Here is a 15,590-nt window from a genome sequence, read left to right as displayed (position 1 = left end):
TAGGAGCGTCTGAATAAGTGGGTTTAAGACCCCCACCAAATTTTCAATTTGGTGGTCTTCTCCCAAGGGGAGACGCTACGCGAACAATCAATGGCGGGTCGGAATCCCCCACTGATAGCGCAGCTAAGCCGTGTCCGCGTACCCCTGCTCTTAAGCAAGCTACGCGTAGCGTCTCGTAGAGAGCGTCTTGATTCTGAATTCTGAATTCTGTATTCTGTATTCTTCTTCAACGTTATTCAAAACTTTTGAAAACTAATCGCAAGATTTTGCTAGTTGCACAAAAATCAAATAGCTAGAAAATAAATTGTCTTTTAATGTAAAGAAAATTAATTCAATTCCCAAGAAGTATGGCACATTTATTGGCGTTGCCAACTTCCAGAGAATAAATTACGCAATTTCATTTATTGATATGACTCCCGCCCAGAAGGGGTGGTAAACAAAAATAATAACTTTGCTAATTAGTCATCTTTCTATAGGGGGATTTATGACAATTGTTCACCAGCTACCTTTTGCATTAAAACTTTTCACAGCCTTGGGTTGCGGATTAGTTGCAGGAGTCTTCTTTGCCTTCTCAACTTTTGTCATGAGCGCACTTGCTCGGCTCCAGCCCAAAGAAGGCATTATTGCTATGCAATCGATCAATATCACAGTCATCAATCCGTTATTTATGACGGCGCTGTTTGGAACCGCTTTGGCTTGCCTATTTCTGGCCATAGGTTCACTGTTGAAGTGGCATCAACCTGGTGCTACATACTTACTAACTGGTAGTTTACTATACTTGATTGGCACGATTCTAGTAACTATCGTCTTCAATGTCCCACTGAATGATGCTCTGGCCATAGCCAAACCAGATACTACTGAAGGTGCAAATCTATGGGCTAGATATCTGACTAACTGGACACTCTGGAACCATGTCCGGACAATAGCAGCCTTTGGGGCAGCAGCATTACTCACCATCGCCCTCTGCGAGAAAACAGTGCAATAAGTTGTGGGGCATTTGCTTTACTAAAACAATTACCTTAATATCATCTCCTTCACCAAGTTCTTGTTTGTACTCATGAGTGAGGAATCTGAATTAAACCATTTTGAATCTTTGCTTGAAATTCAACCGCATTTAGTAGGGGCGGGTTCACAACTATTATCAAATATAAACGATGATATTGGTAAACCTGTACTTAAATTTACCCTTCAGAAGCTCGTGTGTCTGAAATAATGACTCATTCTGGATATTTCCATTACATACAAGTTCGTGCTGCTTTAAATGAAACACGACGTGAAATTGGAGTGTAAAGCTATTAAACTTAAAAGGGTAGACTTAGTTAGCTTCTTTCTCTACAGATGGAAAATTGGAAGCATAGCTTTGCCGTTGCGGCAAACTTATGGGTAAAGTCACACTTTGAATTTTAAAACAGCCTCTCTCAAAAATGGACGTAACTGGATTCGAACCAGTGACCTCTACGATGTCAACGTAGCGCTCTAACCAACTGAGCTATACGTCCTTATCCACACAATTATCTATATTAACACATAAATCTCTCAAAAAGCAAAATAAAAAATCTAGACGATTTCAGTCAAATTAGACCCTACTATATGATTGTTAAGGCTATTAGGTTCTGCTGGGGGTCAGCTACCAGGGGGAACTCTTACTGCGTCTGCGGTACTGGAGTGTGTTAGTTATATTGTCTTGGTCAGAACCTCCACAGGCTTTCAAAAAGGGCATTTTGGCAAAAATTCCACCTCTATGATGCGCGTTTTAATTCTGGGCGGAACGGGAGATGCAGCAGAACTAGCTGCTAGACTCGCGACTATAGAAAGTGTAGAAATAATTACATCTTTAGCTGGCCGGACTCGCGAACCATTACTTCCTTTGGGTGATTTGCGGGTTGGCGGCTTCGGTGGTGTAGCTGGATTGGTTAGTTATCTGGAAGTTATGCAAATTGATTTACTCATTGATGCAACCCATCCTTTTGCTACCCAGATTTCTTGGAATGCTGTAGATGCTGCAACCAAAGTGCGAGTACCCCATCTGATGTTAATTCGTCCGCCTTGGGAAAAAGTAAATGACGATCGCTGGATTGAAGTTGATAGCGTTGCAGCCGCAGCAACAGTGTTGCAAAACCAAGCACAGCGAGTCTTTTTGACAGTTGGTAGGCAAGAACTCGCCGCTTTCGCTCACCTCAAAGATATTTGGTTTTTAATGCGGATGATTGACCCTCCTGCTCCTGATGCTTTAGTGCCACCGGGGATGTTATTGTGCGATCGCGGCCCTTTTACCCTCCAAAATGAAAGGGAAATCTTGATTCAACACAACATCGATACCATAGTTAGTAAAAATAGTGGTGGTGATGCAACCTACGCCAAAATCATTGCCGCACGAGAACTTGAGGTGAAAGTTGTTATGGTGAATCGTCCACCCATACCACCAGGAAATTATGTGACTAATGTTGATGATGCTTTGGCGTGGGTATTCCAAAAAATCAATTATTCTATTTGAGATTGTTGACTGTTGACGGTTCACAGTCAACAGTTAACAATCTTCTATCCAACTGTTGCTAATGCTGATTCTGGTAAGAAATATTTGAGATTTTCTTTTTGAGTGGCAAATTTCAAATACACAGAGGCCATTTCTGGTGTTAGAAATTCAATCATTAATCTGTTTTCCACCCAGAATTCAATCACATCAAAGAATGAATCCCGGTTACAGCGCACTACGCGCCAGCCTTCACGGACACCAATTTGTTCAATTTCTTCCTGAGTAATTGGTACAGAAATAGCTGCATGAATATCTGTAAATCTCGAACTAATAGGAGTATGTACAAATACACATTGTTCATCGCCTTCACCAGGCTCGATTTGAGAACCTAAAGGATAAAGTTCAATGGCTGTACCATGTTGGTCGAAAGGTATCACTATATAACTGCCTGGGTTAGGTGGAAAAGCAACAGCTTGTGCTTTTAAAATTTCTGCTAGAACTTGAGCAACATGGTTGGGATTTTTAACAGCAATGGAAATATGGTGAATCATATAAATAACCTCTGTTTGATATGTTTGTAGATTACGAGAAAATAGGGGAAAACTAGGGGAGAAAAATCCGACAAAATTTCACTTTTGTAGGGAAGTGTAGCGATGCGCTTCTATTGAGGACGCCCGTAATGAGCTTTACCCTGTCCATCAGTAGTTTCAAGGACGAGAACTTGTTGCCCGTAGTCATTGGTTTGAATCGACCATTGATAGGTTTCCGGCTTTGCTGAATTGCGACTGGAATAGGTGCGCCCGCTATTGCAGATTTGCCCTTGAGATACGCTTTCGCTTGGTTGGAAAGTCATCAACCCAGACTCGACTTTAACTTTCCCTTTTTCTTCTATATACAAATTAGACGAGCAGTTGTAGGTGGTGATTTGAATCAGCCTCCTTCGCTGGTAGTTACCGTTAGAGGCGAGTTGAAATTGATCGCTAGAACCGTTGGGGGCCGCTGGCCGTCCTGTGTAGCTGTCTTGGTATTGAATGGAAGAAATTCGACCGTACCGCCATTCACCTTGGAGTTCTGTAGGCACTCCAGCATTGTTACCTGCTTGACTGGTACTTGGGTAAAAAACAAGGCTGGCACTGAGGCTTAAACCGAAGGCACTAGCAGCGAAGAAACGAGTAGCTTTTGACATAATATTGAGTTGCTGATTGAGTAGATACGAATTTTTAGGAATGGATTTATGAACAAGAATTCAGGAGTCAGGAGTCAGGAGTCAGGAGTCAGAATTCAGGAGTCAGAATTTTCTGATATCAGCAGAAGCATAGTTGAGGAGATAAACTAATACAAGAAAGACTTTCAAACAACTTGCTTGCTATATATCTGCTTAGTTGATGCAGTTTTCAATTTATCCAGCAAACTGCAATCCGTATTTGTGGAAAACAGGTTCGATTTTTTCCATGTTTATTACTGGGCTATCTGCTACTTCACCCATTTCTTCATAAAACTTTTTCGCTCCTTTGGGTGCAATTAAAGCTAAGAATTTAGTAGTGGCAGAGCGAACTTTAAAGGCGTGTGGTGCATTGTGAGGAATATTAACGAAACAGCCTGGTGATGCCAAAATTGTTTCTGTACCAATTTGGATGTCTACTTCACCTTCTAGAATATAAAAAGCTTCTTCCCAAGGGTGAGTATGTAGTGGCGGGCCATTTTCTTGTGTATCTGTAATCTCATAAACAGCCCAAGTTCCATTTGTTTCTTCACCAGTTGCTTTGGTTGTAAAATGTGAGCCAAGGACTGAAAATTGATTGCCTTCTCCTGGTGTGAGAATAATTGGTTTACGCATAGTAGAAGTTTGCATATAAGCTATTCCTTGTTGTGTAATTTAGTAGATATCAGCTACAAATTTGATTTGATGTTTATTAGATTAGTAATTAATCGGGGAGAACTAGGGGAGACAATTGGGTAATGGATATTTTTTTTGTAACTGATTATTAAGAAACTGAACTAACATAAAAATTTCTAGAAATAATGAGTAATTTAGGGACTTCCAAGTAAAAAAATATTCCACAGGAGACTGTTAACTGTTGACAGTGAACAGTCAAGGCTTCGACTCCGGTCAGGGTCAAGGCTGAGCAGAGTTGAAGGGTCAACGACCCCAAGGGGAATAATTGATTTTTTGGAGTTACCTTATTCTGGCGAAAGTCTATATTGTGATGCTTAACCAATCACTCAAATTCCCGAAAGCTGACATTTTAGTAATTGATGACACACCAGAAAACCTCAACCTTCTATCTGCTATGCTGACGGAGCAGGGATATAAAGTAAGGAGTGTTACTAAAGGTTCTACGGGTTTACGGGGAGCAAATGCAGTTCCTCCGGACTTGATTTTGTTGGATGTGAATATGCCTGAGATGAATGGCTATGAAGTCTGCCAAAATTTAAAGGCAAGCGATCGCACTCGCGATATCCCGGTAATTTTTATCAGTGCTTTGGGTGATGTGCTAGATAAAATCAAGGCTTTTGCAGTCGGGGGAGTAGACTACATCACTAAGCCTTTTCAATTAGAAGAGGTTTTAGCACGCATTGAAAATCATTTGACGATTCGGCAATTGCAACAACAACTCCAAGCGCAAAATCAACAGTTGCAGCAAGAAATCCGCGATCGCACTAAAGCCGAAGAAAAGTTTGCTATAGTTTTTCGCTCTAGTCCTAACCCAATCGCCATCGCTACGGTTTCTGAAGCTCGTTTTCTTGATGTCAATGCCAGTTTCTTAAAAATTAGCGGCTATTCTCTGGAAGAAGTAATCGGACACACTGCTGCTGAACTGGATTTAGGAAAAAATACAGTAGCATTTGCCCAAAAAATCCAACTTTTGCCGGAAACCGGCTCACTTTACAATCAAGAATTTGAATTTTCTACTAAATCTGGCGAACTCAAAACCATATTAATATCTATCGAATTGATTGACTTAGCCGGAGTCCCTTGTGCTTTATTAATTGCCAATGACATCACCGAACGCAAACGTCTAGAAAACGAATTTATCTCTTTAGTCAGCCATGAATTGCGTACACCTTTAACTTCCACTATGGGAGCATTAGATTTGTTGGGTGCAGGACAACTAGGAACTCTCACCCCACAAGGACAAAAAGTCTTAAGCATTGCCACTACTAATACTGAACGCCTGATGCGCTTGGTGAACGATATTCTCGATTTAGAGCGGATGAAATCCGGGAAAATCTTCATGCGAAATGCCAAGTGCAATCTCGCCGATTTGCTAATTACGGCAACGGAAGCAATGCAAGCAATGGCAGATAAATTACAAGTCCAATTAATTGTCAATCCTTTGACAATTGAACTTTGGGCAGATGACGATCGCCTGATTCAAACATTGACAAATTTACTCAGTAATGCTATTAAATTTTCCGAACCAGGCGATCGCGTGTGGATTAGTGCCATTCTCTCGGAATCAAAAACCGTTGATGGAGAAGAAAGTCACAATTCCCTGACTTCCTCACCCAACTATGTTTTAATTACCATCCAAGATGAGGGACGAGGAATTCCCGAAGATAAATTACAAATTATTTTCGAGCGTTTTCAGCAGGTAGATGCATCTGATTCTCGCAACAAAGGAGGAACGGGTTTAGGACTTGCCATTTGTCGGAATATTGTGCAGCAACACAACGGTAAAATCTGGGTTCAGAGTACCTTAGGACAAGGTAGTACATTTTATGTACTGTTACCTTTAGCTGGCTAGTCATTGGCATTGGTTTTCACTAATGACAAATGACTAATAACCAAGATTACCCTACTTTTCCCCCATCGCATTTTAGAATAATTCCAGAACGGTCAAGCTAACCAGCATCACATATCATGCGAAAGTGACACTATGAACAGAAGTATTTTAATTGTTGATGATGAAGAAGATGTGCAGGCGATCGCCAAATTGGGATTAGAAATGGGTGCTGGTTGGAACGTGTTGACCGCTTGTTCTGGTCAAGAAGCGTTGAAGGTAGCTAGCAACTTTAAACTCGATGTTATTTTATTAGATATGATGATGCCTGATATGGATGGCCGTGCCACTCTCCAACAACTCAAGGCTAACCCTGTCACTCATTCAATTCCAGTAATTTTACTAACTGCTAAAGTTCAGGACTCAGATCGAGATAGCTTTACAGGCTTGGATGTAGCTGCTGTCTTTGCCAAACCTTTTCGTCCCCTGAAACTCGCAGGACAAATCAGTGAAGCATTGGGTTGGGGCTAATTATAAACCAGTTAACAGGTACGTTAGGACATAAACTGATAGTCAAACCCTGACACCAAAAGACTTTTAAGCCTATTGCCTCTTGCCTGTTATAAATTAGGTAAGGATTCAGGAGTCAGAATTCAGGAGTCAGAATAGTTCAATAATCAAGTATTCTCTTGATTATTAAATCATACTAGTTATACTAAATTCCTTATAAATTCTGAATTCTGGCTCCTGAGTGCTGAATTCTTACTAAATTAGTACAAACATTTTATAAATTGAGCAGATATCAATGACAGCCTATTATGATTCCATAGCCGAGCAGTATAAAAAATCCAAACAATTGCCCTTTCGCTTACATATTGAAGCATATACATACTTTCATTTGCTTGGAAATTTAGCTAACAAATCAATTCTTGATTTAGCTTGTGGCGAAGGATTTTATACCAGACAATTCCAACTCCAAGGTGCAGCAAAAGTAATAGGAGTAGAAATTTCTGAAAAAATGATTGAACTCGCAAGACGAGAAGAAGCTACGCAACCCCAAGGCATTGAATATATACTTGCGGATGTACTCGAACTCGGCAAAATTGGCAATTTTGATTTGGTAGCGGCTTCCTTTCTCTTAAACTATGCTCAAACCAGAGAAGAATTACTCAAAATGTGTCACAACATATTTATTAACCTGAAACCAGGTGGTCGTTTTGTGACCATGAATAACAATGCTTCTCAGCCACCTACCTCTTATCTGGCAACAGAAAAATATGGATTTATTAAAAGTATCAACTCACCACTCATAGAAGGTACACCCATAACATATACAATCTATGGTAATGGGCAGAAATTCAGCTTTGATAACTATTATCTCAGCACAGAAACTTATGAATGGGCATTTCGGAGTGTTGGTTTCCAAGAAGTTAATTGGCAAAAACCAATAGTTTCTCCTCAAGGTGTGGAAGAATTTGGTCAAGAGTTCTGGCAAGATTTTATTGACTGCGTACCCATAATTGGTATTGAGTGTGTGAAAGGGAATGAGGGTAAAAAATAAGGTAACTGCAAAAAATAAAATATTCCGATTAAACAGTTGACCGTTAACTGTGAACCATCAACAGTAGGGGCGAACGGTTGTTCGCCCCTACCATTAATTGTGGTTCAAATAGATGAAAAGCGCTGTCAAAAAGTGTTTATAGAACCGGGGGACAAAAAAGCCCAAAATTTAGTTAATGACTATTGACCAATGACTAATAACCAGGACTTACGCAAAAATAACGTAATTCCGTCATTACGAGCGATAGAGAAGTAATCCCCCCTGACGCTGGGATTGCTTCCCTACACTCCGTTTCGGTCGCAATGACAATATCGGCGTTGCGTAATATAAGTCCTAATAACTAATGACTAATTTTAAATTTGGATTTTGAATCTTCAATCCAAAATCCAAAATCCAAAATCCAAAATCTAAAATTTCACCAGAGGTATTGTTGTTTAACTTGCTAACCAAAAAGCGACATTCCGCACATAGGTTTTGATATCTTCCAAAGCGCGTGGCTCTGTTTTCATACCATCTCCTGGTGGTTCATCGACAAAGGAGGGACAGCCTTTGGTAATATCCCAGTTGTAATCAACTAAATGGTGGAAACTGGAATTAGCTACTGCTCGTCCTAATATATTTCCTTGTGCATCTTGATGATGTTCAATGACAACAATTAAGTTGAAGTTACGATTAGTAATTAAACTTTTTCCTAAAGCGATTACCCGTGCATTTGTATTACTTAAAGGCGCACCAATACCGCCTTCATGGGGATGCGCGGGAAAAAATTCGATATGTCCCACAGGAGAATTGGGATTTTTCACAAGTTCGTGAATTGGTTCAAGAATGGTAATTTTTTGATAATCGCCGTTAGCTCCAGAATGATAATTAGGCCAAGAAATATAAGTTGTATAGGAATCATCTCGGTTCCACCGAGATTCATCAGGATCGGGATTTTTTGTGTTGAAATAATGGACATCACCAATGTCAATTAAACTGCACATCGAACAACCCATATCTTGATGATCGCGTGTTGTTAGAATACCACCACCACGTTGCCGAAAAGCATTAATTCCGGCGATATCCTTTTCAGTTAAACCATCACCCACATCTAAAGCAAATAGCCAAAGTTGATCGAAATCTGATTTCTCAAGCGTACTTAATATTGGGTCACCACCAACTGCATTAGGCTCGTAATCGCGTCCTGTAACCTCAAATAAAGAATTTCCCGCTTCATCTTTAATTGATGCTAGATAATCTTGCAACATCGAGAAACGAAAAATGCTCCAATCATCTTCAGTTGTAGGAATCGTAGTCTGCAAAAGAATACGAATTGGTTTTGCCATAACCTGTGCCAGAGGAATACCACAATAGAGTATAGCGATCGCTTTGCACTAATGCTTAAATAATTCCTAAACATCTGTCCTTGGTATGAAAATACTTCCTTACTCTAGGTAGTAGCACCGATAGCTGAAAGTTGCTATATTAAACAAATGTGATTCACTTTCCCTCGACCAAATATATTCATATGTAGCGGGTACTGGGGATTTCTGCCTGTCTGGGTAGCTTCAATTCAACGTTTTTTAGCACGGCAACAGACATAAAACAGATATGAAAGCAGAACAACTCCTAAAAGATTATGCCGCAGGTGTCAGAGATTTTACTGGTGTCAACCTGAGTGAAGCTAACCTCAGGGAAGCTAACCTCAAAGGCGCAATTTTAGATAAAGCCATCTTAGACGGAGCTAATTTGAGTCACGCAAACTTAGCACAAACTAGTTTCGTTGGTGCCGACTTAAATGGAGCAAATTTAAGTGATGCCAACCTCACAGGTAGTAACTTAACTGGAGCCATCTTAGATGGAGCCATCTTAGATGGAGCAACATTAGATGGAGCTAATTTGAGTCAGGCTGATTTAACAGTTGCCAAGCTGATAGAAACTAACTTAACTGAAGCACAGTTACAACAAGCAAGCTTAGTCGCTGCAAATTTAAATGGAGCCGAATTAACTGGCGCAGACTTAACCGTAGCCGACTTGTCCCAGGCAAATCTTAGCGAAGCAGACTTAAACCAAGCAAATTTAAGCGGAACCAATTTAGAAGGAGCCAATGTTGAAGGGACAATTTTGGATGAGAATGGGTAGGGGGGATTGGAGATTGGGAGTATTGATTGTTGACTGTTAACTGGTAACTGGTGACTGGTGAGTTATTATTCTCCCTTGCCCCCTGCCCCCTTCCCCTCTGTCCCATCTCCCTTGTCTCCCCATCTCCCCAGTCCCCAGTCCCTCTTAGACTAAGTAACTAGTATTCGGCACGATCGCGAAAAATGCATACTCATACCAAGCAGTCCAGATGAAACTGCGAATCCATCGCTGGCGCTTTTCGGGACTCAATTCATACTCAAATGCCCCACGCGCTACATCGATGGAAGAGAGGTGAGAGTTGCAACCACAGCCATGTTGATAAGTAAAACCATATTTCGAGGCAATACTTTGCACCTTCATTTGAATTGCAAATACCTTGCCTGCATGGAGTATGGCATCCCAAGCACGCTTGTGTTCTATATCACGGGGATCGAATCGTAGGGCACGTTCTTCAAAAACATGATCCCGATAAATTGGCGCTAAATGTACGTCATAGAAACTTGCAGGCAGTTCGTAACCAAATTCATTGAATAAATCTATACCAATACGAGCTACTTTTACTTCCTGGGCATACTCGATTCCCTTTGATTCCACATCCTGGAGAATTTCTACAAAATTGGGATAGCTATCTTTTTTAAAGTCTTGTGCAAAAAATTCCAGGGTTTCCCACGCCAACTGTGTAAAGATTTGGGAAAAGGACGGTATTAAGTGAGCTAGTTGGGGGCGATCGCTAAATAAATCAACGTCACCATGCTCTAATTTGTATAGAAATAACTGTGCCATCTCCACATAAGTTTGGGGATCGGAAAGCCCGACACTCGTGGTTCCTCTCGCAATCTCTTGCCATGTAGGGGGTAGTTGAGAAACGTGAACCGCATTTTCTCCGGCGATGATTGCAACACGAGGACATTCGAGAAGTTGCATCGACAATCTCCATTTAAGACTTTAATGTAATTTACACTAAGTAATTCCTTCTCGATCTTCTCCACAGAATTAAAAAATCTTTGACAGGCTGTCTTAGGGGGAGGTGGCTTCGCCAAGGGGAAAGGAAAAAGGGAAAAGGGGAAAGGGAAAGGGGGAAAGGGGTAAGGGGGAAAGGGAAAGGGGGAAAGGGGTAAGGGGAAAAAGGGAAAGATTAAATTTATTCCTTTTCCCTTTAACCTTTTACCTTTTCCCCTGCCCCCTGCCCCATGCCCCATAGATATTTACTCAATTTTCAAGTTGAAAGGTAAGCGGGCATAAATTCCCTGTGGATCGTTCATTTTTTGGAAAATTTGGATTTCTTGTTGCAGTTTTTGGAATTCGCTGGTGAGGGGATTGGATTTTTTGGCTTGCGTTGGCTCAATTCCCAAGGTTTCCTGTACTTCTTGAGTTGCTTTGCCAAAAAAGCGTTCTCCGAAGCTACTTAAACGGGGATATTCTTGTAATTCCCAATCTCCTTGGAGTTTTGCTTCCTCAGCAGCATAAGCGATCGCAGCATTTAAACCACCAATTTCATCTACTAAACCAATTTCCTTGGCGGCGATACCAGACCAAACTCGTCCTTGGGCGATTTCTGCTACTTTTTGTTCTGGGAGTTTGCGACCTTGGGAAACTTTATTGAGAAACATGTTGTAAATCCGGTCAACGCTACGCTGATAAAGTGCTAGTTCTTGGGGGGATTTCGGGCGGGAAGCTGTTTGAGAATCTGCATAGCGTCCGGTTTTCACTGAATCCCAGGTGATACCGTTGTCATTTGCCAGTTTTTGCCCGTTAAGTAATACCCCAAACACGCCTATTGAGCCTGTAATTGTATTGGGTTCGGCAAAAATCCGGTTGGAGTCGCTAGCAATCCAATAACCACCGGAGGCGGCGGTATCGCCCATTGATACTACTACTGGTTTTTGTTGGCGAGTTAATTTCACTTCACGCTGCATGACTTCGGCGGCGGTGGCGCTACCACCGGGGCTATTAATTCGCAGCACAACTGCTTTGACATCTTCATCTTGTCGCAGCCTGTTGAAGATTTTGGCAAAGCGATCGCCTCCTACTTGCCCATCTTCACCTATGCCATCGACAATATCGCCTTCAGCATAAACAACGGCGATTTTATTTTTGGAGTTACGTTCTACACCCAAAGTTTTGCCGGAAACTTGTGCGTAATCATTGAAGTTAATTTGCCGGAATGTTTTTTCGTCTTTGTTGCTGTCTGTAAGCTTTTTCAGGTCGCTTACCACTTCATCAGGGTATGCTACTTGGTCTACTAAACCGTTATTTTTTGCTTGTGTTGCTGGTAAGAAAGCTTGATTATCTGCGATCGCTTGTAATTGTTGCGGTTGAATTTTCCGACTGCTACCAACAGCATCGCGCCACTCTCCCCAAACATCATCCAATAATTTCTGAGTTTGTTCGCGGTTTTCTGGACTCAGCTTTGTAAGAATCAACGGTTCCACGGCTCCCTTAAATTTCCCCACCCGCACCACTTGAACGCCGATACCATACTTCTGTAATGCTCCGGTTAAGAACATCAATTGGGAACTCAAACCGTTGATTTCCATCAATCCCAAGGGATTCAGGACGATGGAATTTGCCGTTGAACTCAGATAATATTCCTTTTCGCTCCAATTACTGCCATAGGCGATAATTTTTTTCCCAGATGCGCGGAATTCCTCTAAAGCTTTGCGGATTTCTTTGAGAGAAGCATAGCCGATATTACTGGCTTCGCTGTCACGGCTAGCATCGAGATAGATACCCACAATTCGGGAATCGCGCCGCGCTTTTTCCAAAGTTTCCACGACCTTACGCAGCGTTATTCTCTCCTCCGCTGCACCTGAGAGTGCATTTTGAAAGAATTCGCCAGAATTAGGTTCGCCATCGGTAATTTTCATCGATAAGTTAAAAACCAGTACTGACTTATCTTTGACTTCCGGCCCAGTATCTTTAGTGGAAGTAGCAGCTAACAGCAGCAAAAACAGTCCAGTGGTTCCCAAACCACAGAAAACAATTAGTCCTAGTACAGTGCCAACTAAACTAGCCAAAGTTTGTTTAATAAAGTTTGTCATATCTTGTAAATCTATTCACTACTGGTTTATTCATTTCCTTATAAGTAGCATTTAAGTAGCAGCTTGTCTTGCTCGGCATCAAAAATCAGGACACTCAGCATCAACCACGTTCGGGTGGCAGTAGTAACGCAGAACCGTTAAAACTTCATCCCCAATCCATAGAGCGACTTTGTCGGGGGTAACACCGCTACTAATCGCCCACGTAGCGAAGGTGTGACGGCAAGCGTAAGGTCTAAGGTAGTAGGGAATCCTGCCAGCTTCTACAAGTTCTCTGACTACTCCAGAGTGATTGACTGACTTGTTCCAAACATTATGGAGAATAATACTGTTCATCCGGCTGCCGGTTTTACTTTCAAAAATTAGGTCGGTAGAGACAGATGTTGCTGGCTTGATGTCTTGCAGCAATTCTTGAAGTCTGCTTCCTTTAGCAGTAGGAAAAACTCTACTCTTACCGTTTTTAGTACCTTTGAGTATGCCGTGCATGTTTCGCGATTTATTGATAGAAATACGAGTGCAATTGTCGTTAATGTCATTCCAGGTAAGAGCGAATGCTTCACCAAGTCGGCATCCAGTGAAAAATAAAAATTTTATCAATGATGCATAACAACAATGATTGCTATGTTCTTCAAACGCTTGAATGATGATATCTCGCTGTTGCAAAGTAAATGCACGGTAGTTATCATTTTTGGTCGATTTTTTCTTAGGTTTTAAATTCTGGATTTTCATTTTTAAAAAGGGATTGTCCGGAATCAAACCTGACTGAACACCCCACTCACAACATTGTTGAAAATGAGTGAGATTGTGCCATGCCATAAGCTGTGTTGTGTTGCTTAATAACCAGTCTCTTATCTCTGGAGTTTTTTCTAGTGAATGAGTTGGCAGTTTTTTAATAAATCTAGCGATGCCTTTATAAGTACCCAAAAAAGTTGTTTCTTCAATTTGAGTGCGCTGGAATTCAGAAAATCGTTCCCAAAGTTGATATAAGTCCTGCTGATACTTTACTTCTGATTGCTTAGCTAATGATGCCCCAGTTCCGTTTTGCACTGCCCTGAACTGGTAACTTTCAAGGGTATGGTCAAATCGTCCTAATGCAATGTCACTCTTTATTGCATCTCTGCGGAGACGAACTATTTCGCGATTGCGCTTGGTATCTTCTAGTCCACTGCTAATAAAAAATTGCTTCGGAAAACCGCGAACGAAAAAACGAATTACTAGTTTTTTTGTTCGCGGGTCTGAGCTAATCCATTTGTCATCATTCCTCAAAGCCGACGACACAGAAATCGCCCTCCTCGTCACATTCAAAGTGGACATAAATAATGTGCAAATCTGGAGTCACATGCTCATAAGCGTCTTCATACGGTTCGTCGTCTCTGCGACCAGAAGCAGTCGCAATCAAGACGCTAACTTCAACGCAATATTCCCCAGTGTTGTCGTCGCGTTCGTTTATTTCACTGCTAAGAATTTGGCAGGATTTCACTTCCTGCCATGAATAGTCTTCTCCATCGTCGGGGCGGAGGTCACTTGTTACCACACTTACGTCGTCGCTGCTGGCGTCGTCTTCTACTTCCCAGGCATAACTGCGACTGCCAACCTGGTAGTTATATTCCACGTAGTTTTCAGCTAGAGAACAAAGTTTTTTATCAACTTCATCCGGTTGGCGATTCCACTGTCCGCAACTTGGGCAGTACCAATCGTCGCATCTAAACTCCACTTCTTCGCTGTTATTTTTGCTGTCGCACCATCGGCAGTCTAAATCGTATCCCTCGCTCATTTTTACTCCAAACCCTTTTAACCTCTCCAGTCTGTCCCTTGCGGGGGAAAGTGCGATCGCGTTAACGCATCCGCGATCGCGTTTGAGTTAAACAGGCAACTCAAGTTGTTTAGCTATGGCAGAATTGGCAGTTTCTTCTTCTTTTGCCAAGGTGTTAGCAATTGAAGCCAGAAATTTTAGTTGCTGGTAGCGTGTGAGGTTGCAGCAGTAAATAATCACATCGTCAGGTAACTCCCAAAACACTTCCAACTCCTCCATGTCTTCCTCCATATCCAGAGGCTCATAACTCTTCAAACAAATCGCGAGCATCTCACATACACAAAGCAGTTGCAGTGAGTCAAGCCGTTCGATGATGGTTTGATTGTCCATTTATCCCCAAACTGCTTTCGATTTTCTCGATAATGACCGTGCAGTCGCCGTTTTTATTTGGCATTGCAACAGCGCTGCACGGTGAATTTTGAAGCATTTCTAGCTGCTTAGGGAAGTGTGCCTGAATTTCATCACCGCTCATTTTAAAATTTTCCTCTTGATACTTATCCGTGGCAGTGAACGTGAGCAGAAAATTACTATTCATTTTGTCTACCCTCCAAACTGTTTTCTTAACCGCTCCAGGAGTACTACTCCCTCCGAGTAGCGTTTGCCAGTGAAGCCGAGAACCTCGGTCACCAGAGCGCTATCGCTTTTTCCCTCCCCAAAACGCTGAATTAGCCGCCAAAGAACGCGATCGCCATCTAAAAAATTTTCGTCACAAACCGCTTCTGGAGCGGGTTTGAGGGCATTTTCAGCCGATTTTTCGGGCTTGTTCGCGTTGTCTGTGTATGGTTGGAATATGGTCGAACCATACCGAACTGTTGCGGCTTTCATCTCGCGGTATGTGCGGCTTTCATCTCGCGGTATG

General features: G+C 41.8%; 16 protein-coding genes, 1 tRNA gene and 1 pseudogene. 6 read left to right on the top strand and 12 right to left on the bottom strand.

What is annotated here, in order from left to right:
* Positions 1-484: 484 nt before the first annotated feature.
* Positions 485-985, top strand: a complete 501-nt coding sequence (locus tag VF06_RS37635; RefSeq protein WP_099072522.1) for an anthrone oxygenase family protein — start codon at positions 485-487, stop codon at positions 983-985.
* A 440-nt stretch (positions 986-1,425) separates the two neighbouring features.
* Here VF06_RS37635 and VF06_RS37625 read toward each other — a convergent pair.
* Positions 1,426-1,499 (bottom strand) — tRNA-Val (locus VF06_RS37625).
* A gap of 245 nt (positions 1,500-1,744) precedes the next feature.
* Here VF06_RS37625 and VF06_RS37620 point away from each other — a divergent pair.
* Positions 1,745-2,494: a cobalt-precorrin-6A reductase gene (locus VF06_RS37620; RefSeq protein ID WP_099072524.1), complete on the top strand. Its 750-nt coding sequence runs from the start codon at positions 1,745-1,747 to the stop codon at positions 2,492-2,494.
* Between the two features lie 44 nt (positions 2,495-2,538).
* Here the strand turns inward: VF06_RS37620 and VF06_RS37615 are convergent, their stop codons facing one another.
* From VF06_RS37615 to VF06_RS37605, 3 genes are all read right to left on the bottom strand, one after another.
* Positions 2,539-3,024 (bottom strand): hypothetical protein, encoded by a 486-nt coding sequence (locus VF06_RS37615; protein ID WP_099072521.1) that lies wholly within the window; start codon positions 3,022-3,024, stop codon positions 2,539-2,541.
* Positions 3,025-3,134: 110 nt separating this feature from the next.
* Positions 3,135-3,659 (bottom strand): hypothetical protein, encoded by a 525-nt coding sequence (locus tag VF06_RS37610; protein ID WP_099072520.1) that lies wholly within the window; start codon positions 3,657-3,659, stop codon positions 3,135-3,137.
* Between the two features lie 213 nt (positions 3,660-3,872).
* Positions 3,873-4,325, bottom strand: coding sequence for a cupin domain-containing protein (locus tag VF06_RS37605; RefSeq protein ID WP_099072519.1), 453 nt, complete (start codon positions 4,323-4,325; stop codon positions 3,873-3,875).
* Between the two features lie 355 nt (positions 4,326-4,680).
* Here VF06_RS37605 and VF06_RS37600 point away from each other — a divergent pair, with 355 nt between their 5' ends.
* The 3 genes from VF06_RS37600 (at position 4,681) to VF06_RS37590 (ending at position 7,759) form a co-directional block, all read left to right on the top strand.
* Positions 4,681-6,222 (top strand): ATP-binding response regulator, encoded by a 1,542-nt coding sequence (locus VF06_RS37600; protein ID WP_099072518.1) that lies wholly within the window; start codon positions 4,681-4,683, stop codon positions 6,220-6,222.
* A gap of 132 nt (positions 6,223-6,354) precedes the next feature.
* Positions 6,355-6,729, top strand: coding sequence for a response regulator (locus VF06_RS37595; RefSeq protein ID WP_099072517.1), 375 nt, complete (start codon positions 6,355-6,357; stop codon positions 6,727-6,729).
* 274 nt (positions 6,730-7,003) lie between these two features.
* Positions 7,004-7,759 carry a class I SAM-dependent methyltransferase gene (locus VF06_RS37590; RefSeq protein ID WP_099072516.1) on the top strand — a complete coding sequence of 252 codons (756 nt, stop codon included), beginning with the start codon at positions 7,004-7,006 and terminating at the stop codon, positions 7,757-7,759.
* Positions 7,760-8,193: 434 nt separating this feature from the next.
* Here the strand turns inward: VF06_RS37590 and VF06_RS37585 are convergent, their stop codons facing one another.
* Positions 8,194-9,084 carry a hypothetical protein gene (locus VF06_RS37585; RefSeq protein ID WP_099072515.1) on the bottom strand — a complete coding sequence of 297 codons (891 nt, stop codon included), beginning with the start codon at positions 9,082-9,084 and terminating at the stop codon, positions 8,194-8,196.
* A gap of 265 nt (positions 9,085-9,349) precedes the next feature.
* Here VF06_RS37585 and VF06_RS37580 point away from each other — a divergent pair, with 265 nt between their 5' ends.
* Entirely contained in the window at positions 9,350-9,880 is a 531-nt protein-coding gene (locus VF06_RS37580; protein WP_099072514.1) for a pentapeptide repeat-containing protein, read from the top strand.
* A 144-nt stretch (positions 9,881-10,024) separates the two neighbouring features.
* Here the strand turns inward: VF06_RS37580 and VF06_RS37575 are convergent, their stop codons facing one another.
* The 7 genes and pseudogenes from VF06_RS37575 to VF06_RS41800 all read right to left on the bottom strand — a co-directional run.
* A complete protein-coding gene (locus VF06_RS37575) occupies positions 10,025-10,804 on the bottom strand; it encodes a hypothetical protein (RefSeq protein ID WP_099072513.1) in 780 nt (259 codons plus the stop codon).
* 281 nt (positions 10,805-11,085) lie between these two features.
* Complete coding sequence (gene sppA / locus VF06_RS37570; RefSeq protein ID WP_099072770.1) at positions 11,086-12,921, bottom strand: signal peptide peptidase SppA; 1,836 nt, start codon at positions 12,919-12,921, stop codon at positions 11,086-11,088.
* A gap of 78 nt (positions 12,922-12,999) precedes the next feature.
* Entirely contained in the window at positions 13,000-14,232 is a 1,233-nt protein-coding gene (locus VF06_RS37565; RefSeq protein ID WP_099072771.1) for a tyrosine-type recombinase/integrase, read from the bottom strand.
* Entirely contained in the window at positions 14,174-14,692 is a 519-nt protein-coding gene (locus VF06_RS37560) for a hypothetical protein (protein WP_099072772.1), read from the bottom strand. The genes VF06_RS37565 and VF06_RS37560 overlap by 59 nt, the downstream gene beginning before the upstream one ends.
* A gap of 87 nt (positions 14,693-14,779) precedes the next feature.
* Positions 14,780-15,061, bottom strand: a complete 282-nt coding sequence (locus tag VF06_RS39990; RefSeq protein WP_143861882.1) for a hypothetical protein — start codon at positions 15,059-15,061, stop codon at positions 14,780-14,782.
* The gene (locus VF06_RS37555) at positions 15,030-15,266 is read right to left on the bottom strand and encodes a hypothetical protein (RefSeq protein ID WP_099072773.1); all 237 of its coding nucleotides are present in this window, start codon (positions 15,264-15,266) and stop codon (positions 15,030-15,032) included. Before VF06_RS37555 ends, VF06_RS39990 begins: the two co-directional genes overlap by 32 nt.
* 5 nt (positions 15,267-15,271) lie before the next feature.
* Positions 15,272-15,590 (bottom strand): annotated as a pseudogene (locus VF06_RS41800) (hypothetical protein); the annotation flags it as partial.

The organism is Nostoc linckia z4 (assembly GCF_002608075.1).
GTDB classification, from domain to species: Bacteria; Cyanobacteriota; Cyanobacteriia; order Cyanobacteriales; family Nostocaceae; genus Nostoc; species Nostoc linckia.
The sequence above is the reverse complement of the archived record's forward strand: the minus strand, read 5'-3'. Positions and strand labels throughout refer to the sequence as shown.